The following is a 24901-nucleotide window of genomic DNA, read 5'->3' as shown; positions in this document are numbered from 1 at the left end:
ATAGTTAGTATTGATATTCTAATAATTTAATATCTCAAACTCCGACCTCCTGTTCTTGGAATGCTGTTCTTCCGAACAACGTACACCATCCTCACATTCGTTCACCAACTGGGTCTCGCCAAAGGCATCATGACTTATTCTACCGGCGGACACACCCTTGGAAACCACATACTCAACAGTACGTTCGGCACGTCTTTCGGAAAGCCATTGATTATATTTTTTGGTGCCTCTGGAATCGGTATGTGCCGAAACCTTTATCGCCAAATTAGGCTCATCTTGCATAATGGTCACCAATTCATCAAGTAATTCCTTATCTTTTGAGGTCAAGTAGGAAGAATTGAGTTTAAAGTATACTTTGCCCAAGTTGTTGATCTTGTTGCGAAGTTTTGCTCTTCTGGCCTCCTCCGCTTCTTTCTTGGCTTTTTCGGCAGCTGCCAACTCTGCTGCTTCTTTTTCCCGTTGCAAACGCTCGGCCAATAGTCTTGCTTCTTCTGCATCGGCAATAGAATCCTGTACACGTTGTTGTTCTTTTTCCAGCTCTTCCAATAAAGCCAGTTTTTCTTGACCTTTTCTAGAAAGTCCCTTTTCTACCTCGAACCTATAAGCTACACCGAGTGCATGTTGTATATGGTTCGATGCATTTTCGGTATCCATGGCCCATTTTCCCGTTGAGTTGAAATCCAGCCCCCAATGATCGGAAAACCATGTTCTAAAACCAATAACCGCGTTGTATGTTCCCCTGCCTTGGTTGTTGGCATCGGTATACCCCGCGCCAATTCCGATATAGGGATCAAAAAAGCCGGTTTCTCCCAAAATCATATTTAAATCGTAGCTTACCCTAAAATCGAGACCCCAATAGTCAACATCTTCAGGATTTACAACATTATCCACGATTTTGCCTTCTTTGTAACGGTTGTACGACCCTATGGCCTCCAAACCAAGGCCATTTTTAAAATATCGTCCTACGCTTACACGAGATGGATAGGGTACCATGTTCCAACCATCACTTAAATCGAATAGTTCACCAAATTCATCACCGGAGTCATCAACAATGTTGGTACCCAAGGACACCAGCCAATAGCTTTGCACTATGCTATCCTTTTTGGTCAATTCAAGGTCTTGGGCAAAGGTCAAAGCAGAAAAACTCATGGCAATGACCATCATTGCAGGTTTAGAAATGTTCATTTTAATTGATTTGAGGTTATCAGCCCCAAAGCTAGTTCAAGGTGATAAGAAAGCGAATTTTGCACTTTTAAGTGCGCTTATTTTCGATGAGTAGTAGATTGGTTTTGGAAGACCCTAATTATCAACCTTTTGAAAAACAACCGCTTTATCGACCAAAGGCATTTTGTATAGATAAAATGGATAGGTAATGGGCTGTTTCCCGATTTTATCCTCTTTTTCCTCTGCTATCAGCTCAACAGCAATTGTAATCGCCTGATCTGATTCTTTTAGCTTGGACAAAACAGGTTTTCGTACATTATTTTGCTCGCCCAAGCATATAATAATGGCCATTTCCGAGGAAAAATCCAAAATTGGCAATGGAAGTCCTGGTTTTCGGGTCTTGTTAATTTGCGAGTAGTATTTGCGCAACGATTTATTGTCGGTAATAATTGTGGTTTCGTAGTATTCTATGTTACTATGGTTATCAAAATCCACCAACTCCATATGCTCTAATCTTTCACCCACGGGAGAATGCCCCTCCTTTTGTGCTTTACAGGAGAACAAACAAACCACTGCTATGAGATAAATATACTTAATGGTCAAAAGGTGTTCTTAAAACGTGATTTATAGGCTTTTTCATAAAGTTCCTCGTACAAGGGCAAGATATGCACAATATCGAACTTGGAGGCTACATTAAAGGCGTTTTCCTTGAATTTCTCCAAGGTTTCATCGTCTTTTAAAATTTGAATCCCCTTGGCCGCCATGGTATCCACATCGCCCACATCTGCCAAAAATCCGGAAACGCCATCAATATTCACTTCTGGAATTCCTCCCGTATTGCTGGAGATTACTGCTACTTTATTGATCATGGCCTCCAAGGCCGCAAGTCCAAAACTTTCGGTTTCCGAGGGCAACAAAAATAAATCGGAAAAACAAAGGATCCTATCTATCTCGTTACTGTTTCCCAAAAACAACACTTTATCCTTGATTCCTAGTTTATCGCAAAGATCTTCTGCCTTTTCCTTTTCCGGGCCCTCACCCACCATGATCAATTTGGCGGGAACCTCTTTTTGGATTTTATGAAAAACCTTTATTACGTCGGGTATCCGTTTTACTTTTCTAAAATTACTGATATGCGTTATGATCCTCTCGTCTTCCTTCGCCATCATAGAGCGTTGACAGTCGGTATAATCCTTACTGTACTTTTTGCTCTCGATAAAGTTCGGGATGACCTCAATGTCCTTTTCGATATCAAAAAGCTTTAAGGTTTCTTCTTTGAGGGCCTCGGATACGGAGGTGACCACATCGGATTTATTGATACTAAAAGTAACTGCAGGCTTGTAGAATGGATGCTTGCCCACCAGTGTTATATCGGTTCCGTGCAAAGTGGTTATCATTGGTATAAAAATACCATATTCCTGAAGCATTTTTTTTGCCATATAACCCGCATAGGCATGTGGGATGGCATAATGTACATGCAATAGCTCTATTCCGTGGAGTTTGATGGTGTCCACCAATTTACTGGACAATGCCAGCTCATACGGTTGATAATGAAACAGGGGATACTCCGGAACATGCACCTCATGAAAATGGATATTGTTTCCCAAAAGTTCCAAACGTACTGGTTGCCGGTAGGTGATAAAGTGCACCTCGTGGCCTCGTTCGGCAAGGGCAATACCCAGCTCTGTGGCAACCACTCCACTACCTCCAAACGTTGGGTAACACACAATAGCTATCTTCATAGGACAAATCTAAGTCAATATATTTAAAACTTAATTGATAATGGAATCATAAATGGCCTGCTGAATTCGGGTTCGCAGTCCTGATTTTATCAATAACGTATTGGTCGCTGTGGGGTAGGTTCTATTAGAAAGGAAAACATAAACGATCTCCTCATCCGGATCGGCCCAAGTATAGGTCCCGGTAAAACCGCTGTGCCCAAAACTATTTCTGGAAACACAACCGCAAGTGGGCCCTTTCTCTTCCAACTGCGGCTTATCAAAACCTACGCCACGCCTTACATTCTTATTACAAAAATAGCAGGTATTGAACCGTTTTACGGTACGGGCATTAAAAAAACGTTCCCCACCATAATATCCCCCCTGTAAATACATCTGCATTATTTTAGCCACCTCGTTCGCTGTACTAAAGAGTCCGGCATGGCCTCCCACCCCTCCTTGCATGGCCGCACCCATATCGTGTACGTAGCCCTGAACCGTTTGGTACCTAAAATAATCGTCCTCTTCCGAAGGAACTATCTCCTCCTTTGAAAATTTGTTAATTGGATTAAAGGTAGTTCGTTGCAAGCCCATGGGGGTGTACAAAAACTCATCCACTAATTCATCTATGGGTCGATTATGTTTTTTTTCGATGTATTCTTTAAATACATAATACCCTACATCGCTATACCTATACCTATTGGATTTTAAACTCTGTCTTCCAATTCGGTTATAGATTGAGTCCTTAAATGATCTTGTAAGGTACAGGTGTTCAGCTACTTTGTACGGAAATGCTTCAGATGGGTTTTGCCTGTAAAACTCGTTGGAAGGTTTACGGTCCTTATTTAAGGTATCCAGATAAAAAGCAATCCAGGATGGCAATCTGCCGTAGTGGGATAGAGCCTTTAGAACGGTAACATCCTTTAATTCCGTATCCTCATATTCCGGAATCAAATCTTTGAAGGTGTCGTTCAAAGCAATTTCCCCCTCCTCTTCCATTTTCATTATCATCGGCAAGGTGGAAAGAATTTTGGTCAATGATGCCAAATCATAAATGGACTCTTCCGTAATATCCTTTTCCGATCGGTATGTTGGTTTTCCAAAACTTTTGTTGTAGATAACCTTACCCTTGCGGGCCACAAGTACTTGAGCACCGGGGAACATTAACGAATCCAACCCATGCTGCACCAAGGTATCCACTTCTGCCAACATTTCGGAACTCATACCCACTCGTTCTGGTATACTGTACCCCAACCGCTGTATTGGTTTTACATCGATCCCTGTGCCCACCGGAAACTCATCGTGTGCGGATACAGGCAACTTTCCGGTTGCTCCTATGGCTCCAAAAATGACTTCCGCTACTTTTTTTTGGGCGATCTCACTATTCTGATAACCCACCACTACACCGTCCACCTTATCGAAATTTAAAACGTCCAACATCGCGTATGGTCGTGCAAACAGAGCCAAGATCGTATTGCTGGTCCGCAATCTGGAAATTTCTGCTAACCAAAACAGTTCGTTTTTGGAGAATTTATATCCCTTCCACGGGCTCTCATTACTTTTATGCAACCCTACGATCACCAAATTAAAATTTGCCAATTCCTTTTTGTACTCCGCAATATCCTTGGCCTTGATATGGGTAACTTTATAAAATCGGTTCAATGCGGTATAAAATGGTGTACCATCATCATCTCCAAAATGGATGTATGCTATTTTTTTATTATCCAGTTTTTTAATGGGCATTAGGGAAAAATTGTTTTTAGCGACCGTTATGGCCCCCTCAATGGCTTTTTCATAAACCACATCATTCTCCACATGGTTCAGGTCTTCGTACAAGTTTTCCATTTCTACAGGCTGATAATTGTAGAGGCCCACCTTGTATTTGGCCATTAATATTTTCTTGACGGATTTGGCCAATCGTTCTTCCGAAAAGTCCCCTTTTTTATAAGCTTCTAAAATCCTTTCCTTGGCCTTGACTACATTTTCAGGCATTAAAAGCATATCATTTCCGGCTAAAAAGGCCTGTAGTTCAACTTCACCTTCGGGGGCAAATTGGGAAACAGCTTTCATATTCAAGGCATCTGTCAGTACCAAACCATTAAACCCCAATTGCTGCTGCAAGACATCGGCAACTATACTTTTGGAAAGCGACGAAGGGTGCCCTTCCCGGTTTTCCAAACTTGGTACACTCAAATGGGCCACCATTGTTGAGGAAAGCCCACTTTTCATCACATTTTTGAAAGGATATAGTTCAATGGAATCCAAACGTTCCAACGACGACATGATCACAGGTAAAGATTTATGGGAATCGGTAGCGGTATCTCCATGCCCTGGAAAATGTTTACCACTTGAGAGCACCCCCATTGACTCCATTCCCCGAACAAACGCCCTGCCTTTTTCCGCTACATTTCTTGGATCTTCACCAAAAGATCGATTTCCGATAATAGGGTTTTTAGGATTGTTGTTCACATCCAGATCGGGCGCAAAATTTATATGCACCCCTAAACGCTTTGCATGCTTTCCTATTTGTTGACCTACACGTTCTACTATACTACTATCTTGTATTGCGCCCAATGTCATGTTCCACGGAAACGCATAAGTGGAATCCAAACGCATGGCCATGCCCCATTCCGCATCGGAACCAATGAGCAAAGGAACTTTGGAAACAGCCTGATAATCGTTGGTCAATTTGGCTTGCTTTACGGGACCGCCCACCATAAAAATAACCCCACCAATACCATGTTCCTCCACAAGGTTTTTTACCCTATCTGTGGCCGCTTGGCTTTGATTGGATGCCACACTGGCCATAAACAGCTGACCAATACGCTCTTCCAACGATAAATTTGCATACGTGTTTTCTACCCAAGCCTTTTGAGCCAAAGAATCTTTGACAACTAGGGGATTATACTGCCCATGGGCATGTAAACAAATCAATAGGAATAGGGGAAAGTAAGGGGTTATCCGCATAAATTTCTTGTCTGAAACTCGAACTAAATACCGATAAAAATATTGCATTTCATCGAGGAAAGTATAAAAATTAAGATAAATTAAGAGGACTACACAAATCTTGAATGCCAACTTTCGCTTGCGGGGACTTCCCAATTCTCAATATATTCCTGTTTTGTGGCAACTAAATTATTGAAAACGATGGTGTTCGCCGAGACGGATTTAGCTTTGGCCAATTTTTTAAAATCCTTTAAAGGTTTGTAGGCAATATATTCACCTTGCTTAAAGGAAACATTCATCCGATCTAGCAATTCCACTTTATATTTTTTCTCCAAACTTTGGATAAAATGGACAGAGGCATCAATGGAGCAACCTGAGGCGCTGGCATTGGTCTGATCTAACCCAATTATCAAAAATCTTTTGTATTTGATCTCAAAACCGGCATGTAAATCACTTCCATGAGCGGTCCACTCCTTGAGGAAATCCACCATGCTATTTTCCAATTCGGCCAACTCTGATTCTGTAAAGCTCCTATTTGCCTGATAAATCCAAATTCTTGAATGATCTGGCAATTCATTAAAATCCACTAGCATATTCTATTCTCTGTCTAAAAATTGATCTTGAACTTATCTTGATCCAAATATTTTACAATCCTTGGGATTTGGCCAACAGTTCGGCCACATCCATAACGGTTACGCTATCTTCCTTTTCGTGCGCTTTTATACCGTCCGTCATCATGGTATTGCAATATGGACAACCTGTGGCAATAATATTTGGATTGGTTTCCAAAGCGTCTTGTGTGCGCATCACATTAATATCCATATCGCCTTTTTCGGGCTCTTTGAACATTTGTGCCCCACCTGCCCCGCAACATAAGGCTGTTTTTTTGTGGCGTTTCATTTCCACTAAATCGGCATTGGTTTTGGCCAGAACTTCACGTGGTGCATCAAAAACGGAATTTGCCCGTCCTAAATAGCAGGGATCGTGGAAGGTTATCCGTTTGCCTTTGTACCCATCACCGGTTATTTGTAAACGTCCGTTGTCCAATAACTCCTTTAGGTATTCGGTATGGTGGACCACATCATAAGTACCGCCAAGTCCCGGATATTCATTTTTTATGGTATTGTAGGAGTGCGGGTCACAGGTTACAATCCTCTTTATTTCGTAGCCATTCAACAATTCTATGTTCATCATGGCCTGCATTTGAAACAAAAATTCGTTACCTGCTCTTTTAGCCACATCTCCTGTAGAGCTTTCTTCGGTGCCCAATACAGCGAAATCAACTTCTGCCTTGTTCAATAACTTTACAAAGGCCCTGGAAATCTTTTTGGCACGATCATCGTAACTACCGGCGGAGCCTACCCAAAATAAAATTTCGGGCTGTTTGCCTTCAGCCATAAACTCTTGCATGGTCTTAACCTTCAATTGTTCGCTCATAGTTTTAGATTTATTCGTTAACCCAGTTTAAACGGTCCATTTGGTTGTAAGGCCATGGTGCTCCGTTATTTTCTATATTGGACATCATATTGTTCAATTCGGTCGGTGCTGCTGATTGCTCCATTACCAAATATCGTCTCATCTCCACAATTATGGACAATGGGTCTATGCTTACTGGGCAAGCTTCCACACATGCATTGCAGGTTGTACAGGCCCATAACTCCTCATGACTGATGTAATCGCCCAGCAATTGTTTTCCATCCGGCACAAACTCCCCTTTGTTCGCATCGATAATTTTACCCACTTCTTCCAAACGGTCGCGTGTATCCATCATAATTTTTCTGGGCGACAATTTTTTACCTGTTTGATTGGCCGGACATTCCGAGGTACAACGTCCACATTCGGTGCAGGTATAGGCATTTAACAGTTGTACCCAATTCAAATCCGTTACGTCGGATGCTCCAAACTTTTCCGGTTCCGCCGAATCATCTTCTGTAGGTGCGGCAAATGGGTCCGCACTGGGGTCCATCATCAACTTAACTTCTTTTGTGACGGATGCCAGATTATTGAATTGTCCCTGTGGCCTTATTTTTCCGTAATAGGTATTGGGGAAGGCCAAAAGTATATGTAAATGTTTTGAGTAGTAGAGGTAATTTAAAAAGGCCAGTATTCCCAATATATGAATCCACCAAGCGGTTCTTTCCACCATAATCAAAGACGACTCCGAAAGTCCCTGCAATAAAGGTGCAATAAACTGACTCACGGGAAAAGCGCCCGCTTTTGCGTAGTGTTCCGCTCCGAGTTGCTGTAGTTGGAAATCTGCAGCGTTCATGGTGAGAAACAAGGCCATCAGAACGAGTTCTATATACAAAATCAAGTTTCCGTCCTTTTTGGGCCAACCTTTCATTTCGGGCTTTATAAATCGCTGTATTCTGATTATGTTCCTTCTAATCCAGAAAACGACCACTGCTACGATTACCATAAGGGCCAATACTTCGAAGGCTCCTATTAAAAAGTTATAAATGGAACCCAGTGGCGCAAAAATTCTATGGGTGCCCAATAGTCCGTCGAGAATGATCTCCAATACTTCTATATTTATAATGATAAAGCCGACATACACGATAATATGCAGCAATCCTGCTATGGGCCGAACGACCATTTTGGTCTGTCCCAAAGCTATTTTTGCCATATTTTTCCAACGTTGTGGTTTATTGTCGCTAACATCTACATCTTTTCCGAGCTTAATGTTCCTGGACAATTTTTTAACGTTGCGCACAAAAAACCCAATTCCAACAATTAGGGCTATTGCGAAAGCTATATTGGGCAAATATTCCATTATTGATTCTCTTTTTGTTCAGTTGTGTTATTTTCTTCTGCCGGGTCGTTTTCCGGAAGGGTGTACTCCTTTTGCTTTTTGCCAAAAACGGAAACGTTCACATATCGCTTCGGATTTAACCTAAAATCCTGTAAAAGCAGATCCAATTCTCTTGATGCCGCAGCCAAATTATCGTAAAGGGCTTCATCTTTACTTAATTTACCCAAAGAGCCTTCACCATTTTCTATCTTCGACAGAATACCGTTCAATTTTATCACTGTGGATTGGAATTCGGATAGGGTTCCACCCAAATCAGCACTAACCAAAGAATCGGATAATTGAGAAAAGTTGCTGGTTATTTTGCTCACATTTTTTAACGAGCTGTCCAATTGTGTCTTATTATTCTCCAACAATACATTTAAATTATCGGCACTGCCCTTAAATGCCCGTACCAGTTCGTTTAGAGAAACTATGGTTTCCTGTAGTTTATTCTTGGTGGGATCATCCAATATTTGGTTTACGTTCATCAACAAAGAGTCTGCATGGGAAACTGCCCCCTCAACCTTCATTTGGAGTGGTGTTAGCTTCTGCTGGACCAATTCTGTTAAACCTGGTTTTATCTGTGATTTTAAGGTGTCACCAGATTTTGCCATGGGTGCCTGATCAAAAACCGGAACGATCTGAACCCCTTTACCTCCAATTATCCCTGTATCAAAAAGTTCGGCCACACTGTTTTCGGAGAATTCGAAATCATTGTTAATGGATATGGTGACCAAAAGCTTACCTGAACTATCCTTGAACTTTATGCTGGTAACGTTGCCTACATTGTAACCGTTAATGGAGACCTGGGTACCAGGCTGCAATCCGCCAACGTTGTCGTAAACGGCGTAAAAAGTTTTGTTGTTTTCAAAAAGCGGAGAGGATTTTAAGTAGCTGAGCCCAAAAATAAAGGCTATGATACCTGCAACTACGATAATCCCAGTTTTTACTTCCCTGGATAGTTTCAAAAGATTCGGTTTATGGTTATAACAAAATTAGGAATAATTTTTACACTTGATCCCTTGTTGCTCAACTACTTTAAAGCTTCGGCTATAGTGACCCGTATCCCATTTTTATATGCCACAATGTATGAGGTTGTATACCCCTTGGCATCCGCTTCCCGTTTTAATTTCTTCGCTTCATCCAAAGTACCTGCACTTCCAAACATATATCGAAACATATTTTTGTACGGTTCTTTGGATAGATTGTTCAATCCATTAAAATTATCCGGGGTCAGTGGAATTGTTTTTCCGCTGGCCATTAACTGAACTTTGAACTCCACACCGGAAGTTGCCACTCTCTTTTCAGTATCGACCTTGGTTTCTTGTATTGTGCCAGATGTTGTACTTGTTTGGTTCTCCTTTGGCTTTTTCTCTTTGTTTTTAATCTCCTCCGGTATATTTACGGCCACCTCTGTATCCTCAATTTTTGGGGTAGATGTAACCGGTGCAGCATTGAAGCCCATATCCTTTTTATAGGCCAATATGGATTCCGCGATGGCCTTGCCCATTTCGTTCTGTCCTTTTTTCGAGTTTAGATAGCTGCCCTCGTTTTTATTGGTCAAAAAACCAGCTTCGATCAACACGCTTGGCATAAAAGTTTGGTGCAGGACAATAAAACCTGCCTGTTTTACTTTTCTGTCCTTGCGTTTAAGCTTTACCGTAAAATTATCCTGAAGCTTTTTTCCCAAAAGGATACTCTGATCCAAAAACTCTTCTTGCATTATGGTAAGGCCGATCACCGACTCCGGAGAATTGATATCGTACTCGGCATATCGCTGCTCATAATCGTCCTCCAAATAAATAACCGAGTTTTCCTTTTTGGCCACTTCAAAATTCTGGCGGTTGGCATGTAGTCCCAACACATAGGTTTCCGTTCCGTAGGCATCCGAGTTGTGGGCATTACAATGCACGGATACAAAAAGATCGGCATTGGCCTGGTTGGCGATCTGGCCTCTTTCGAACAAATCTACAAAAGTATCGTCATCTCGGGTGTACACCACTTTTATATCCGGATGTTTTTTTAACTCTTCGCCAATTTTGAGCACTATGGCCAATGCTATTTTCTTTTCCAGATAGCCATTGCCTATATTACCAGGATCATGCCCGCCATGTCCGGCATCCAGTACCACAACGAATTTATCCTTGGTTTCGACCTCGGTGTCATTTTTGTTAAAAGAGGTCAATGGAAGGACCAATAGGAGAAAAAATAAAAATGTCAACCGACTGTTATTCATAAGAACTGAGTAATTAAAGCGTTCCATAATGGTTAAAAATATTGTAATCCCCAATTAGTAGAACAAAAAATATATGTAAGTTTGACCCCAAAACTGGGCCGACTAGCACAAAAATAGGATTTATCACGTTGCAACCAAATAAACATTTTTTACTTTTCCTATTTGTTCTTCTTTGTGGCATAGCAACCTTAAGTGCTCAGGAAGACCTTATTAAGCCTTTGCCCATAAAGGTGTCCAAGGATAGCATTTCCGCTCCTTTATTGCCTTCAAATATTCTAAACGATTCTACTCGGGTGGATTCTACAAGCACAGATTCCGTGCCAAAAAAACAACCATTGTTGTTGGATAAAATCCAGTACAAAGCAAAGGACTACGTAAAATTGAGTCAAAAGGACAACAAGATCTATTTGTACGACGAAGCTGAAATCTACTATCAGGACACAGAATTGAAGGCTGGGGTAATTGTAATGGATTATGTTAAAAATGAAGTATACGCGGGCAGAATGAAGGATTCCTTGGGCAATTATTCACAACTGCCTTTTTTTAAGCAAGGTGATCAGGAAGTTCGGCCAGATTCCATTCGTTTTAATTTTGACACCCAAAAGGCTTTGATCTGGAATTCGCGAACCGAACAACAGGCAGGATTGGGGCAATTGGGAAGCGATGCCATGAAGGTGTACGCCCAAAAAACCAAAAAGGAAAACGATTCGGTCTATTTTATGAGCGAAGGCAAGCTAACCACCTCTAGCGATACAGTGAATCCCGACTATTATATTCGGGTAAGAAAAGCCAAATTTGTACCCAAAAAGAAAATTATCGCAGGTTACAGCAATATGTACATTGCAGATGTGCCCACCCCTATTGCCCTACCCTTTGCTTACTTTCCATTGACCACAGGGAGGGTTGCGGGAATATTGTTCCCTACCTTTGGTAACGACCCCAATAGAGGTTACTTTATCCAAAACGGTGGGTACTACCTTCCTATTAGCGATTATGTGGATTTGAGTATTACCGGGGATTACTACACCAACGGCAGCTATGGCCTACAGGGACAGTCCATCTACTCAAAACGATATAAGTTCAAAGGGAACATAAACATCAGCTACGAAAACTTGATCACAAGTCAAAAAGGCTTCGATGATTATAGTAGAAGTAGCAATTACAATATTCGAATTTCCCATTCACAGGACACCAAGGCCAGCCCCAACTCTCGTTTTTCAGCATCGGTGAACCTGGGGTCGAGCCAGTATTATACCAACTCGCTGAACCAAGTAAACCGAAACAATACGCAGACAAACACCTTTGCATCGTCCATTAGTTACTCCAAAACTTTTCCGGAATATCCATCGGTGAATACAAGTTTAACGGTGAGCCACACCCAGAACTCGCGGACACAGGTAATCAATATGTCCTTACCAACATTCCAGGCCAGTATGGAACGTATTTATCCATTTGTAAAACGGGATGAAATCAAAAAAGGCATTTTTGAAAACATCAATTTTCAGTACGATGTCAATGCACAGAACAGCATAACCACGGACGAGGAGAACTTTTTTAAAAGCGGTATGTTCGATGAGGCTCGCATAGGTGCCCGACACAGAATACCCATTGCCACCAATTTTAAATTGGCCAAATATTTAAGTGTGAGCTTAAGCGGAAACTACGAGGATATCTGGACTTTTAAAACCATTAGAAGGCAATATGATTCGGAGGCGGCACAAGTTGTGACCGATACCATTAATGGCTTTGATCGTTTTAACCGTTACAGTTTAGGAACAAGTATCGGTACCACCGTATATGGAACATGGAACTTTGGTGAGGACAAAAAAATACAGGCATTGCGCCACGTAATGCGACCTTCGGTAAGTTATAGTTATACCCCCTCTTTTGAGCAGTTTTATGAATCTTATACAGATGGTGATGGTGAAGAGGTTCAATACACCCCTTTTGAAACGAGCATTTATGGTAGACCGTCGTTAACCAAGGGAAGCTCTCTGAACTTCTCACTCCAAAATTCACTTGAGGCCAAGGTGCGGGACAAGGATTCCACAGCTACCGAACCACGCAAAGTAAAAATATTGAGCAACTTGACCTTCGGGGCCAGTTACAACCTGGAAGCGGACTCTTTAAGACTGAGTCCGATCAGTATGAGCGGTGCAACAGAGATCATAAAAAATGTACCTATAAATTTTGCAGCTACGTTCGATCCGTATGCCATAGACAATAACGGCCGAAGAATCAATACCTTAAACATAAAAAATGGTGGCGGGCTTGCCCGTTTAACGTCAGCACGCGTGAATACCAGCTTTTCCTTGAACAGTGAAATGTTCCAAAAAGGAGGAGCCAAAGAAAAAAGCGACAGGGACAAACAATCCAGCTTCAGCGACAACCCATTTGCCATGGACGATGTCCGGGGAGATGCCGGTTCACGTTTTGACAATAGAGGGAGTTCACAAGATAGGAACAAACAAGAAAACGAAGAACAGCCCATATACAACAATAAACTCCCTTGGGACGCCAGATTCACCTATGTTGCATCGTATAACAACTCCAATAGGCAAAGTGAAATCACCAACCACTCGCTAATGTTCTCCGGAAACATTCAGTTAACCCCTAAATGGGAGGTTGGCTTCAACTCGGGATACGATTTAAAGGACAAAGGTTTCACCGATACCCGTTTTGCCTTTAAACGCGACCTTGGCAGTTTTAGGTTAAGTTTTGACTGGACTCCATTTGGTAGATATGAGCGCTGGTATTTCTTTATTGGTATAAAGAGTTCTATTTTGAGCGACATTAAATGGGAGAACAGAAGTCAACGATAAATCATGTTGATATTATTTATCTTCACTAACTAAAACCTTCTTTCAAATGAAAAAAATAATTAACACCCCAAAAGCACCTGCACCCATTGGCCCATACAACCAGGCCGTATTGATCAAGGATACCCTTTATATTTCCGGTCAGATTCCCATTGATCCTTCCACGGGAAAATTGGTCGAGGGAGACATCCAAAAAGAGACCAAACAATCCATGGAGAATTTAAAAGCCATTCTGGAAGAGGCCGATATGAGTTTTGAGCATGTGATCAAGACCTCGATTTTTATTAAGGACATGAACCAATTCGCACAGATCAACGAGGTTTACGGCACTTATTTTAATGCAGATACAGCTCCTGCAAGAGAAACAGTGGAGGTAGCCAATCTTCCCAAGTTCGTAAACGTGGAAATTTCTATGATCGCGGTCAGATAGTTTCGCGATGGAACTCTACAAGACCTTCAATGGGTCTTCTTCGGATTACACCCAGAATTAAATCGTTGCGCTCCAGGCAAGCCGTTAGTTCGTCCCTTAAAAAATGGGCAATACTGCCAACAAAGCTTACGGGAACTTTGGTGGCTAGTTCGTATTGCATTATATAATTGTTAACGAACTGTTGCAATCCCTTTTCTATGACCCCCTTGCAATAAGGATGCTCTTTGTTCTCTATAATAAAACGTGCAAATGTGGCCAAATAGGTGTTAGGGTTGGGTTGTTTGTACAGATGATCTTTAATAACATCTGCATCCAAGTCGTATTCCTTGGCGAATTTCATCCCAAGATCCTGTGGCATTTTATGAAAATAGTAGTCCCTTATCAGTTTTCTTCCAAAAAAGTTTCCACTTCCATCATCCATTAAGATATACCCCAACGAAGTTACCTTTTGGATCAATTGATGACCATCATAATAACTGCAATTGGATCCTGTGCCCAAAATACAGACAATACCTTGTCTTCCAATTTTGGTCGTGGAATAGATTGCGGCATAGGTATCCTCCCTTACCTCTGCTTTGGCATTGGGAAAGAAGTCCTTGAATATGGACTTTAAAAAATTCTTCATTCTATCGGTACCGCATCCGGCACCATAGAAGTACAACTGACGTACATCCTGTCTGTTTTTGGAAAGCTCAAAATTATTGGCCAATCGATCCTCGATCACTTCTTTAGTCAATACCTCGGGGCTTAAACCTAAAGTTTGGGTAACAAACAATTGTTTACCACTTTCGTCAAGAGCGATCCAATCCGATTTTGTGGCTCCGCTATCCACTATCAAAACCATACGTCTATATTTTATATTAAAATCCTGAAGAGGGGAAATCCCTCTTCAGGACAAGTACTATTTTAGATAAAGATTATAGGCTTGCAGCGTGCAATGCCAAATCAACTAGTTTATTGGAGTATCCAGTTTCGTTATCGTACCAAGAAACCACTTTGAAGAACTTGGAATTCAATTCGATTCCAGCGCCTGCATCAAAAATGGAGGTCCTAACATCCCCTACGAAATCCTGAGATACCACCAATTCCTCGGTATAACCAAGAATTCCGGCCAATTCACCTTCAGATGCAGTTTTCATGGCTTTCTTAATTTCTTCGTAAGAAGTTTCCTTTTCCAAACGAACGGTCAAATCCACTACGGAAACATCTGCAGTAGGCACTCTAAAGGCCATACCTGTAAGTTTCCCTTCCAATGCCGGGATTACCTTGGTCACTGCTTTGGCAGCCCCTGTTGATGCCGGAATAATGTTCAATAAAGCACTTCGTCCCCCTCTGTAATCCTTTTTGGAAGGACCGTCCACAGTTAATTGAGTGGCCGTGGTAGCGTGAACAGTGGTCATCAATCCTTCGTCAATACCAAAGTTATCGTCCAACACCTTGGCAATTGGTGCCAAACAGTTAGTGGTACAAGATGCGTTGGAAATAATTGTATCGGTTGCTTTAACATCTTTATGGTTAACTCCCATTACAAACATCGGTGCATCTTTGGATGGAGCGGAAATAACCACTTTTTTGGCCCCTCCGTCGATGTGGCTTTGTGCCATGTCCAAAGTAGTGAAGATTCCCGTACACTCCGCAACTATCTCAGCTCCTACCGCATCCCATTTTAAGTTTTTAGGGTCACGCTCGGCAGTTATTCTGATGGTTTTACCGTTTACGACCAAGTTTCCGTCCTTAACTTCCACGGTACCGTCAAAATTGCCATGTACCGAATCATACTTCAATAAATACGCAAGGTGTTCAACATCCAACAAATCGTTGATTGCAACTACATCTACGTCGCCTCTTTTTACGGTTGCTCTAAATACCAACCTTCCAATTCTACCGAATCCGTTGATTCCAATTTTCAAATTTGACATATTTTCTTTTTTTGTCATTAAAATTATGTTGTCATTATATCTGAAACCCTTATGAGTTCCTCATCGATCTCCGTATGTGCTTTAATGGCTTCCGCCAAGGGCGTAAGCACCATTTTGGTATCCCTTATCCCTACCATTTGATTGGACTTGCCCTCCAAAAGGCTTTCAACGGCTTTCACTCCCATCCTACTGGCCAGAACACGATCAAAACAAGTTGGGTTGCCCCCTCGTTGCATATGTCCGAGAACGGACACCCTAACATCGTAAATGGGCAAATGCTCCTCTACGTATTCTTTTAGTTCGAATACATTTTTACCGGTTTTATCGCCTTCTGCCACAATTACAATACTGGACGATTTACCGGAGGCCTTGCTGCGTTTTAAGGATTCCAATAAACGCTCCAATCCCAAATTTTGTTCGGGAATCAGAATTTCCTCGGCTCCTGCCCCTACTCCCGCGTTAAGTGCAATATGACCGACATCCCTACCCATTACTTCCACAAAGAACAATCGGTTGTGCGAGCTTGCGGTATCCCGAATTTTATCGATAGCATCGACCACGGTATTTATGGCCGTATCGAAACCTAACGTATAGGAAGACCCCAAAATATCGTTGTCTATGGTCCCGGGAATTCCCATTACGGGAAACCCGTATTCGTCGTTGAACATAAGGGCGCCGGTAAAGCTTCCATTACCTCCAATGACCACAAAGGCATCTATGCCTTCCTTGACCAATTGGTCGTGCGCTTTTTTTCTTCCCTCTTTGGTCCTAAACTCTTCGCAACGGGCAGATTTTAGTATTGTTCCTCCTTTGTTGATAATGTTGTTTACACTACGTGCATCGAAGGTCTTAAAGTCGCCCTCGATCATCCCCTGGTATCCTCTGTAGATACCCACACATTCTATTTTTAGATAAGCACAGGTCCGGACTACGGAACGAATCGCGGCATTCATTCCAGGAGAGTCTCCACCTGATGTAAGTACTCCTATTTTTTTAATTTTTGAAGCCATTCAAATTTTTAAGAGATCAAAGCTAGGAAACTTTATTCAAATTTTGAATGTCTTGATAATATATTTGATTTAAACAAATTTCTCAAACGTTTTCGTAATAAATTAATCAAAAAACTTTGAAAAATATAAATTCTTTTTAGGGTATTAAGGGCGATTTGCTGGCTTTTGAGAGAAGCGGATCAAGCTGTCCTTACCCATGACTTGCAAAGGTTGTTTTTGAGAGGGTGTTTCCTTTATATTTTCCTCTTTTTCTTTTTTGTTGAACACTTTTCGCATCAACTCCCTAAAGCTATTAAAGTCAACCTGATAGGACAGACCAATACCTTGTGTATACCCTTGGCGTTCTGCCAAAAACTGTTGTATCTGGTTTTCCCTATTGAATATTTTGGCGCTCAAGGTCCCTTCATCGTTCAACAATATTTGGACTTCAACATCTCCCGCAACTACAGTCTCGGAAACCCCGCCAACAGGCACCCCTACCCTTCCATTGACCAATATTCGGTCCGAAATCTGCGTGGTCACGGTAACCCCGATACGATCTTCGGTGGATATATCGGCGTTGGGATCGTTATAACCTTGCTCGTAGGATAGACCAAAATTGAGTTTGTCGTTATTGCCGGATAAAATTTGATTGAACAGTCCCGAAGCTGTTTGAATCAGGTTTCCGGTAACCGCTTGTTGATTGATCCCGCCGGATTGAGGGTTCACAAATGTTCCTTGCGCCAACAGAAAAAAGGCGTTGCGCTCTTTAATGGTCGGATCCTGCAATCGATACTCAAGTTCGGATTGCACCACGGAATTGGTCCCTGGGAAGTCAATATCAAAATTAATATTGGGGCTCTCCAGTTCTCCATCCAATCGCACCACAACCTCTGTGGGTATTCTGCCCGTGTACCCGGCGTTGTCCAAAAGAGGGGCCGGGTTGGCATTTAGAGAATAAACGGCTTCCAGGTTCAACTGTGCCGCCAATGGGTCTCTTTCCCATAGAATGGTGCCCCCGGGCCTAACCTTGAACTTTTTGTCGATAACGCCACCGTATTTAAAATTGTATTCTCCAGTTACGGCCACAAACTCCCCGTACATGTTAAATTTACCGTTGGTATTGATCTCGATCAACAAAATACCCTCCCCTGTTCCCTTTAAGGAACTGCCCGTACTTTGGTCCACTACGATTTCTACTTCGGCCTCGGGTGTGACCGCAAGATCGAACGCCATTTCCAACCCTTGATAATCCTCCAGCACCCGTTCTTCTTCAAAAGAGTTGGATGTTCCTTTTTCTATAAAGTTGATAAAGGAATAGTCGCCGACGCTCGTTACATCGCTCAAAGGTATTTTTAAAGCGGTACCGGCAGCCGTTATTGCATCCACCGAAATGGTAAGGGCGTCCGTTGGCCCATAAATACTACCTGTACCATTTATAAAGCCCGTACCATAGTACAGGGACTCTTCATCATACTCGGTATTTAGGATCATAAAACGATCGTTTTGGGTATCCACGTCGAGGCCAAGGTACCAATCATCAAACCCTGTGTGACTTATAGTACCATCCATGGTCGCAGTGGTCTTTTCTTCCACATCGGAAAGCTCTACATTTTCAAAATAAAAGGTTTGATCAAATAAACGTACTTGGGAATAGGGTGCAAAATCGTAATCTACATTAAGGTATGGAATTCCAATGCCCGCATCGTTTAAACTGAGAACGCCATTTATAGAAGGGTTGTTTACATTGCCCGTGATCGTTGCATTTCCGCTCACTTTCCCCCTAATGTTGGAAATTATATCTTCTCCCAAGGGACCAAAGGGTTCCAATGCAAAATCAGAAAAATTGGCCGCAAGGTCCAATTCTTGTTTGTTGTTATAATTGGTTACCTTTCCGTTAATGCTCATCCTTTCTTTGCCACCGTCGTTCAGCCAAGTGCTTACACCAAACTCGGTAAGGTCGTTATTGCCGTAGATGCCTACTTCCAAATCACCCATCCGCATGGTATTCACGCTAAAATCTTTGATGTTGAGGCTGGATGTCGGCAAATATTTCCCATCTTTTTGAAGGATATTGAGAAATCCATCTACTTCACCATCCAACTTTAGACTATCAATGGACGGTGTAATCTTGTTCAAGGAGACCAACTTAAATTGAAGGTCGAGATCTTTGTATGTGGAATCTGCAAACTCGCCTCGCAATCGAATCTGCTCGTTGTTATTGTTGTCCATTACCACATCTTCAATACGAATACTATCCAATGCACTATTGAATATCACCTTGTTTTTTTGATTTCCCTCTTTATTGAGTACCCAGGTATTGCCCTTAAAGCTAACATCGGATCGCTTGAGGCCGATCACAGATCTATTGTTTTGATTAAAAGTGTGGTAAAAATTTAGGTTGTAACTATCATCGTACTCACTTCCGCCTTTAAACTCTGTTCTAAAAAACAGGGTATCCTTTAGTGTAGTGTTGATAAGGCTAAAGTCTTTGATGTCGTAGTACACTGTGGACATATCCTCTACGGAAACGAAGGTGTTGAAGAGTGGGTTCTTATTATCGATTTGCAGCTCTATATTGTCGAACTTGTTACCGAACGCCTCAATACTCGGCGATTTAAAGGTTAGTTTAAAATCGCTTTTATCGGCCTCTATTGCCCCGCGTATAAAGGTATTGGAACCAAAGGCCATTTCGGGGACAAAAACGTCCACGATCTTGTTGTATATCCTAAAGTTAAAATCCAAATATTGACCTTCTGAAATTTGGTAAGGTTGATAGTTGGTGTAAATACTACCAACGGAATTCTGCACCAATTTACCCAATTCGTTTACCTTAAAACTACCGCGCATGTACCCGGTAATAATATCCGGCGAATTGATCTCGATGGTGCGGATGGTATCTTGGGCAAAGGAGGAAACCACGTTAAAATCCTCAAAATAATATGTGTCGTTTATATTTTGATATGTTGTATTGGAAAATCGCAGTTGACCGGCTATATCATCCAAATTGTTGCCCTCGATGTCCATATCTATATGTCCTTTGAATATCGAGATACTGTCGTTGATAAAATTTAATTCCTTGAGATCGGCATAATCGACCGCTGCAACAAAATTGAATTTGTTCTGTCGACTGCCAAAATTGGCCAAGCCTTGAAAATCGAACCTAAAGTTATCGTCGTTGCACAACAGGACACCATCGAACAATTGATTTTTTAATATACCGGTAACCTTTATCTTGTTGTATTCATAATCATTGAACTCGATTTTGTAAACATCACCGGATATTTCCGTATTCAGACTTTCTGCCACGAATCCCTTCCCCTCGACATTCATATCCATGGATGCCATGCCCAAATCTTGATTATCTATAAACTCCCCGAGATTAAAATCTATCAACGATATAAAACCCATATAAGAAGCATCTTCAATGGTCTGTACATTCGTCATTTGAAGATCCACGTAGCAATCCCCTACCGCGGTATTCAAATTAGCTGTTACATCTATGGAGGTTTCTGTTATTTCGGTATCGCCCCGAACGGTAAATTGCCCAAGCTTTTGAACCGATTCGGGAATATTTTGACCCAAAATATTTGGCAATATGCTCCTAAGCTGGTAGTAACTTGATGTTAGATTATCAATTTCCCCTTTTAACACAAACGGTGCTTGTTCGCTAAACATGTTATCGAACCTAAAATCTCCTCGTATTCCAGTATTATCCGTAAACAAGAAGAGGTCTTCCACCTGTAATTGATTGAGGACCCCACTAAAATTTCCGGTAAAGTTGACCACCTTGTCCGCTCCAAATTCATTAAAAAAAGCATTGATCTCGTTAAGGGCTACGGAGGATTCCTTGAAACTCGCATCTATGTTCACTAAATCCACAAAGTTCGCCAAATGTTCTCTTTCGTAGTTAAAGACCAGATTCCCTTTCAGTTCCGATTGCTCGGTGTCTATCAACAAGGAGTCAAAACGCATTTGTTGTTTGGTATAGGTAAATTCGGCAGCCAGTTTTTTAAGTCGAATACCCCGTTTTGCCAAAGTGGAGAGATTATCGATTTTTAAGGATACGTCTGGACCCAAAATCTGAAAATCACGGGCCATGACAGAAATCTCCGAAAAATTCAACACCTCTTCAAACTCTAGATTTTCATCAACAAGTCTAAACTTGCCATTATTGATCTGTATCCCATCCGACGACAGAAAAAATGGAGGTGTTCCCGGGTCTCTTGGCGAGCCATCGTCCAGCTTGTCCACAAAAACGTCCAAATTGGTGTCGGTCTCCCCTTCATAAGTCTTTAGATTAAAGGTAAGTCCGTCCACTTCTATATCTCCAAACTCCATTTTATTGTTGACCATATTCCGCAGATTTAAAATGGAGGTGGACAATTTATGGATGTAGATAAGTGTGTCCTGTTGGTAATCTTCTACATAGATGCCCTTTATGCCTGCATTTAAATTGAACAGCGACATACTAATGCGGTCTATACGAATGTTGGTGCCAAATTCCTCGTTCAACGAATCCATGGCGTACTTGCCCAATCTGGTCTGTACAACGGGCAAGGAAAGAACCAGCGATCCCAATACCATGATTAGGATGATGGCCAAAAGCAAACGCAACAGTATTTTACGAAGTTTTTTGATAGGGCTTTTATGTTTTACCTTTGTCAACCAATTTTTGTTCCAAAACCTGTGGAAAATTCTAAAAAATATATTCTTGCCATAGAATCCTCTTGTGACGATACCTCAGCGGCCGTACTTTGCCATACAAAAGTACTGAGCAATGTGGTAGCCACCCAAGAAATCCACAAGCAATATGGAGGTGTTGTCCCCGAATTGGCTTCGAGGGCGCATCAACAAAATATTGTTCCCGTGGTACACCAAGCCTTGGCCAAGGCAAATATCGATAAAAAACAGCTATCCGCCATAGCTTTTACCAGAGGACCAGGACTCATGGGCTCCCTGCTTGTGGGCACATCTTTTGCAAAGTCGTTGGCCTTGGGGCTCAATATTCCCTTGATCGAGGTCAACCATATGGAAGCCCATATTTTGGCCCATTTTATAGAGGACGAAAGTCAGACCGCGCCCACTTTCCCCTTTTTGGCAATGACCATTAGCGGGGGGCACACACAAATCGTTAAGGTTTCTGATTATTTTGAGATGGAAGTTATGGGCGAGACCCTGGACGATGCGGTCGGCGAAGCTTTCGACAAAAGTGCCAAATTGATGGGGCTACCTTATCCCGGAGGGCCACTTATCGACAAATATGCCAAACTGGGCAATCCTAAGGCATACACATTTCCAAAACCAAAAGTTGATGGGCTTAATTTTAGCTTTAGCGGGTTAAAAACCAGTATTCTCTACTTTTTACAGCGAGAAAGCCAAAAAAATCCTGATTTTATTTCCCAGAACATGAACGATATTTGTGCCTCGGTACAGTTTACCATCTTGGAAATATTAATGGAGAAATTACAAATGGCCGTAGAGCAGACGGGAATAAAACAAATAGCCATTGGTGGTGGCGTTGCTGCCAATTCCGGAATTCGGGGAAGACTTAAAGATGCCGAGGAAAACTTGGGCTGGCAAACCTTTATCCCTAAATTTGAATACTGTACCGATAATGCGGCGATGATCGGAATCGTGGGGCTCCTTAAATTTTACCGAGGTGATTTTACGGACCAAAGTGTTGCGGCCAAAGCTAGATACGCCATCGGTAGTTAATTAACACCTCTCAAAATGCAACTTTTTTACAACCCCTTGTTGGACAACAGTGCAAAACAATTCATTTTTCCACCGGAAGAGAGCAAGCACATAGTGCGGGTTTTACGAAAGTCGGAAGGAGACATTGTGCATATTACCAATGGCAAAGGGTATTTGTTCGAAGCGGAGATATTGGTGCCCGATCAAAAAAAATGCAAGGCAAGGATTATTTCAGAAAAAAAATCCATACCCAAACGTTATAAATTGCACATGGTCGTGGCTCCAACAAAAATGAACGACCGTTACGAATGGTTTTTGGAAAAAGCGACAGAAATCGGCGTGGATGAGATTACACCCATAATTTGTGAACATTCCAAAAGAAAGACCGTTAAAATGGAACGGATGGAGCGAGTACTTCAATCGGCCATGAAACAGTCCCTACAAACCGTTTTACCCAAATTGAATCCCCCGATTAGCTGCAAAGAATTTTTAGAGAACGATACCGCTCTAGGATACCGGTTCATTGCCCATTGCCAAAATGAGGAAAAAATGGAATTAAAGCGAAAAGTTATCGCGGACAACGACACCACCATACTTATTGGGCCGGAAGGGGATTTTTCCAAATCGGAAATCGACTTGGCCAGAGAAAAAGGCTATGTCCCTATTTCTTTGGGAGCCAATCGACTTAGGACCGAAACTGCCGCCATTGTGGCATGCACAACAGTTGCCATTATTAATAGTTAACGTACAATTCTTTTTTGGGCCGCCCCAAGTATATCTCGATCTTGGTTTTCCACAATCACAACCAGGGTCAAACCATCGTTTTGTTGAACCAGATCCGGAACTTTCAGTGATACTTCATTTTTACGCAATCTTAAGTCAGTCCTTTTTTCCGCGACAACAATATTACTGTTCTTAAGCTTTCTATTTCTATTTTCTCCCCTGTTCACCATCGTTTCCCTCTCGTCAATTACCAATAAGGCCCTTATCCATTTTTGGTCCGGAGCCGTTATAAAGTTGTAAGTGAACGAAAGTACACCATCGGACAATGTTGTTTCACATATTTCCACAAGTTTCGCCGAACTATCGAAAGTATGCTCCTGGATCTTCGACTGGAGTATCAATCTATTGGAGCCTACAAAATGCTCCTTCCCGTTTACGACCATTTGAGGGGTGTAGATGTTGCGTTGGTCAAATTTATGGGCATACGCTTTTTGTTTTTCGGTAAAAGCATGGTCGGAAAAAGGATCTTCCCAGCCGATGTAATTCCAATAATCCACATGATAGGACAACGCAATCACCTCTTCTGGGTAATCACTCTTTACTTGATCCAATAGTGCATCGGCAGGCGGGCAACTGGAGCAGCCCTGAGAAGTAAAAAGCTCCAGAACAACTGGATTATTTTTCTTAGCGACTTCTGGTGCAATTTTATTGGCTGTATAAAGTGTATATAAAGACAAGGCAAAAAAGGTAAATGATAGAATTATGGCCTTTTTAATCATGAATGCTGTACTTTTGGTTATATAGTTATTCGTTTTAAGATGGGACAACTTACCAGATTAGTATGTACTTTAACTTTTTTTATGATTACCATGGCATCCGCACAGGAGATTGCCATTCTTAAATACGGTGGTGGCGGTGATTGGTATTCCAACCCAACCGCTGTTCCCAACCTGATAGAATTCTGCAACACCAATATAGATACCACAATCAAACCTGAACCGGAAACCGTAGAGGTCGGCAGTATTTCACTATTTAAGTTTCCGTTCCTGCACATGACCGGGCACGGAAATGTCTACTTTTCGGATGAAGAGGCGGAAAACCTAAGAACTTATCTTTTATCCGGTGGATTTTTACATATCGATGACAATTACGGCATGGAACCATATTTAAAAAGGGAATTGGCCAAAGTCTTTCCTGATATGCCCTTGGAGGAGCTGGGCGTGGATCATCCCATATTTTCACAAAAGTTCCAGTTTCCCAACGGATTGCCCAAAATACATGAGCACGATGGAAAAAGACCCCAGGCCTTTGGTATTTTTGACGAGGGGCGACTGGTGCTGTTATACACCTTTGAATGCGATCTTGGAGATGGTTGGGAAGACCCTTCCGTGCACAACGACCCGGAAGAAGTTCGCATAAAGGCCCTCCAAATGGGCGCCAACATAATTGAATACGCTTTTAAAAGTTAA

19 protein-coding genes are annotated in these 24901 nt (G+C 41.9%); 5 read left to right on the top strand and 14 right to left on the bottom strand.

What is annotated here, in order from left to right; all coding sequences use genetic code 11:
* Positions 1-18: 18 nt before the first annotated feature.
* From AB9K32_RS03800 to AB9K32_RS03760, 9 genes are all read right to left on the bottom strand, one after another.
* The gene (locus tag AB9K32_RS03800; RefSeq protein ID WP_369884403.1) at positions 19-1185 is read right to left on the bottom strand and encodes an OmpA family protein; all 1167 of its coding nucleotides are present in this window, start codon (positions 1183-1185) and stop codon (positions 19-21) included.
* A gap of 114 nt (positions 1186-1299) precedes the next feature.
* Positions 1300-1767, bottom strand: coding sequence for a hypothetical protein (locus tag AB9K32_RS03795; protein WP_369884402.1), 468 nt, complete (start codon positions 1765-1767; stop codon positions 1300-1302).
* Positions 1764-2906: an N-acetyl-alpha-D-glucosaminyl L-malate synthase BshA gene (bshA, locus tag AB9K32_RS03790; protein WP_224837170.1), complete on the bottom strand. Its 1143-nt coding sequence runs from the start codon at positions 2904-2906 to the stop codon at positions 1764-1766. The genes AB9K32_RS03795 and bshA overlap by 4 nt, the downstream gene beginning before the upstream one ends.
* Before the next feature lie 30 nt (positions 2907-2936).
* Positions 2937-5849: a glycoside hydrolase family 3 N-terminal domain-containing protein gene (locus AB9K32_RS03785; RefSeq protein WP_369884401.1), complete on the bottom strand. Its 2913-nt coding sequence runs from the start codon at positions 5847-5849 to the stop codon at positions 2937-2939.
* Between the two features lie 89 nt (positions 5850-5938).
* Positions 5939-6421 (bottom strand): ABC transporter ATPase, encoded by a 483-nt coding sequence (locus AB9K32_RS03780; RefSeq protein WP_293295473.1) that lies wholly within the window; start codon positions 6419-6421, stop codon positions 5939-5941.
* Positions 6422-6473: 52 nt separating this feature from the next.
* On the bottom strand, positions 6474-7265 hold the full coding sequence (locus AB9K32_RS03775) for a (Fe-S)-binding protein (protein WP_369884400.1): 792 nt from the start codon (positions 7263-7265) through the stop codon (positions 6474-6476).
* Between the two features lie 10 nt (positions 7266-7275).
* On the bottom strand, positions 7276-8601 hold the full coding sequence (locus AB9K32_RS03770; protein ID WP_369884399.1) for a 4Fe-4S dicluster domain-containing protein: 1326 nt from the start codon (positions 8599-8601) through the stop codon (positions 7276-7278).
* Positions 8601-9587, bottom strand: a complete 987-nt coding sequence (locus AB9K32_RS03765) for an MlaD family protein (protein ID WP_369884398.1) — start codon at positions 9585-9587, stop codon at positions 8601-8603. Before AB9K32_RS03765 ends, AB9K32_RS03770 begins: the two co-directional genes overlap by 1 nt.
* A gap of 65 nt (positions 9588-9652) precedes the next feature.
* A complete protein-coding gene (locus tag AB9K32_RS03760; RefSeq protein WP_369884397.1) occupies positions 9653-10855 on the bottom strand; it encodes an N-acetylmuramoyl-L-alanine amidase in 1203 nt (400 codons plus the stop codon).
* Between the two features lie 128 nt (positions 10856-10983).
* Here AB9K32_RS03760 and AB9K32_RS03755 point away from each other — a divergent pair, with 128 nt between their 5' ends.
* Together AB9K32_RS03755 and AB9K32_RS03750 are read left to right on the top strand one after the other, a co-directional pair.
* Complete coding sequence (locus tag AB9K32_RS03755) at positions 10984-13677, top strand: putative LPS assembly protein LptD (RefSeq protein ID WP_369884396.1); 2694 nt, start codon at positions 10984-10986, stop codon at positions 13675-13677.
* A gap of 46 nt (positions 13678-13723) precedes the next feature.
* A complete protein-coding gene (locus AB9K32_RS03750) occupies positions 13724-14104 on the top strand; it encodes a RidA family protein (protein WP_224837162.1) in 381 nt (126 codons plus the stop codon).
* Here the strand turns inward: AB9K32_RS03750 and AB9K32_RS03745 are convergent.
* The 4 genes from AB9K32_RS03745 to AB9K32_RS03730 all read right to left on the bottom strand — a co-directional run bounded on the left by AB9K32_RS03745 (position 14097) and on the right by AB9K32_RS03730 (position 21599).
* The gene (locus AB9K32_RS03745; protein ID WP_224837161.1) at positions 14097-14948 is read right to left on the bottom strand and encodes an N-acetylglucosamine kinase; all 852 of its coding nucleotides are present in this window, start codon (positions 14946-14948) and stop codon (positions 14097-14099) included. The two genes, AB9K32_RS03750 and AB9K32_RS03745, sit on opposite strands and share 8 nt — an antisense overlap.
* Positions 14949-15021: 73 nt before the next feature.
* Positions 15022-16023 carry a type I glyceraldehyde-3-phosphate dehydrogenase gene (gene gap / locus AB9K32_RS03740; RefSeq protein WP_252079552.1) on the bottom strand — a complete coding sequence of 334 codons (1002 nt, stop codon included), beginning with the start codon at positions 16021-16023 and terminating at the stop codon, positions 15022-15024.
* A 23-nt stretch (positions 16024-16046) separates the two neighbouring features.
* Complete coding sequence (gene pfkA / locus AB9K32_RS03735) at positions 16047-17033, bottom strand: 6-phosphofructokinase (protein ID WP_224837159.1); 987 nt, start codon at positions 17031-17033, stop codon at positions 16047-16049.
* 144 nt (positions 17034-17177) lie between these two features.
* Complete coding sequence (locus tag AB9K32_RS03730) at positions 17178-21599, bottom strand: translocation/assembly module TamB domain-containing protein (protein ID WP_369884478.1); 4422 nt, start codon at positions 21597-21599, stop codon at positions 17178-17180.
* A gap of 63 nt (positions 21600-21662) precedes the next feature.
* Between AB9K32_RS03730 and tsaD the strand changes: the two genes are divergently transcribed.
* Both tsaD and AB9K32_RS03720 read left to right on the top strand, forming a co-directional pair.
* Complete coding sequence (gene tsaD, locus AB9K32_RS03725) at positions 21663-22730, top strand: tRNA (adenosine(37)-N6)-threonylcarbamoyltransferase complex transferase subunit TsaD (RefSeq protein ID WP_369884395.1); 1068 nt, start codon at positions 21663-21665, stop codon at positions 22728-22730.
* A 15-nt stretch (positions 22731-22745) separates the two neighbouring features.
* Positions 22746-23453, top strand: a complete 708-nt coding sequence (locus AB9K32_RS03720; RefSeq protein WP_338194619.1) for a 16S rRNA (uracil(1498)-N(3))-methyltransferase — start codon at positions 22746-22748, stop codon at positions 23451-23453.
* Here the strand turns inward: AB9K32_RS03720 and AB9K32_RS03715 are convergent.
* Positions 23450-24211 carry a thioredoxin family protein gene (locus AB9K32_RS03715; protein WP_338194616.1) on the bottom strand — a complete coding sequence of 254 codons (762 nt, stop codon included), beginning with the start codon at positions 24209-24211 and terminating at the stop codon, positions 23450-23452. The genes AB9K32_RS03720 and AB9K32_RS03715 overlap by 4 nt on opposite strands.
* An 81-nt stretch (positions 24212-24292) precedes the next feature.
* Here AB9K32_RS03715 and AB9K32_RS03710 point away from each other — a divergent pair, with 81 nt between their 5' ends.
* Complete coding sequence (locus AB9K32_RS03710) at positions 24293-24901, top strand: DUF4159 domain-containing protein (protein ID WP_338194613.1); 609 nt, start codon at positions 24293-24295, stop codon at positions 24899-24901.

It is taken from the genome of Allomuricauda sp. XS_ASV26, assembly GCF_041224615.1.
GTDB classification, from domain to species: Bacteria; Bacteroidota; Bacteroidia; order Flavobacteriales; family Flavobacteriaceae; genus Flagellimonas; species Flagellimonas alginolytica.
The sequence above is the reverse complement of the archived record's forward strand: the minus strand, read 5'-3'. Positions and strand labels throughout refer to the sequence as shown.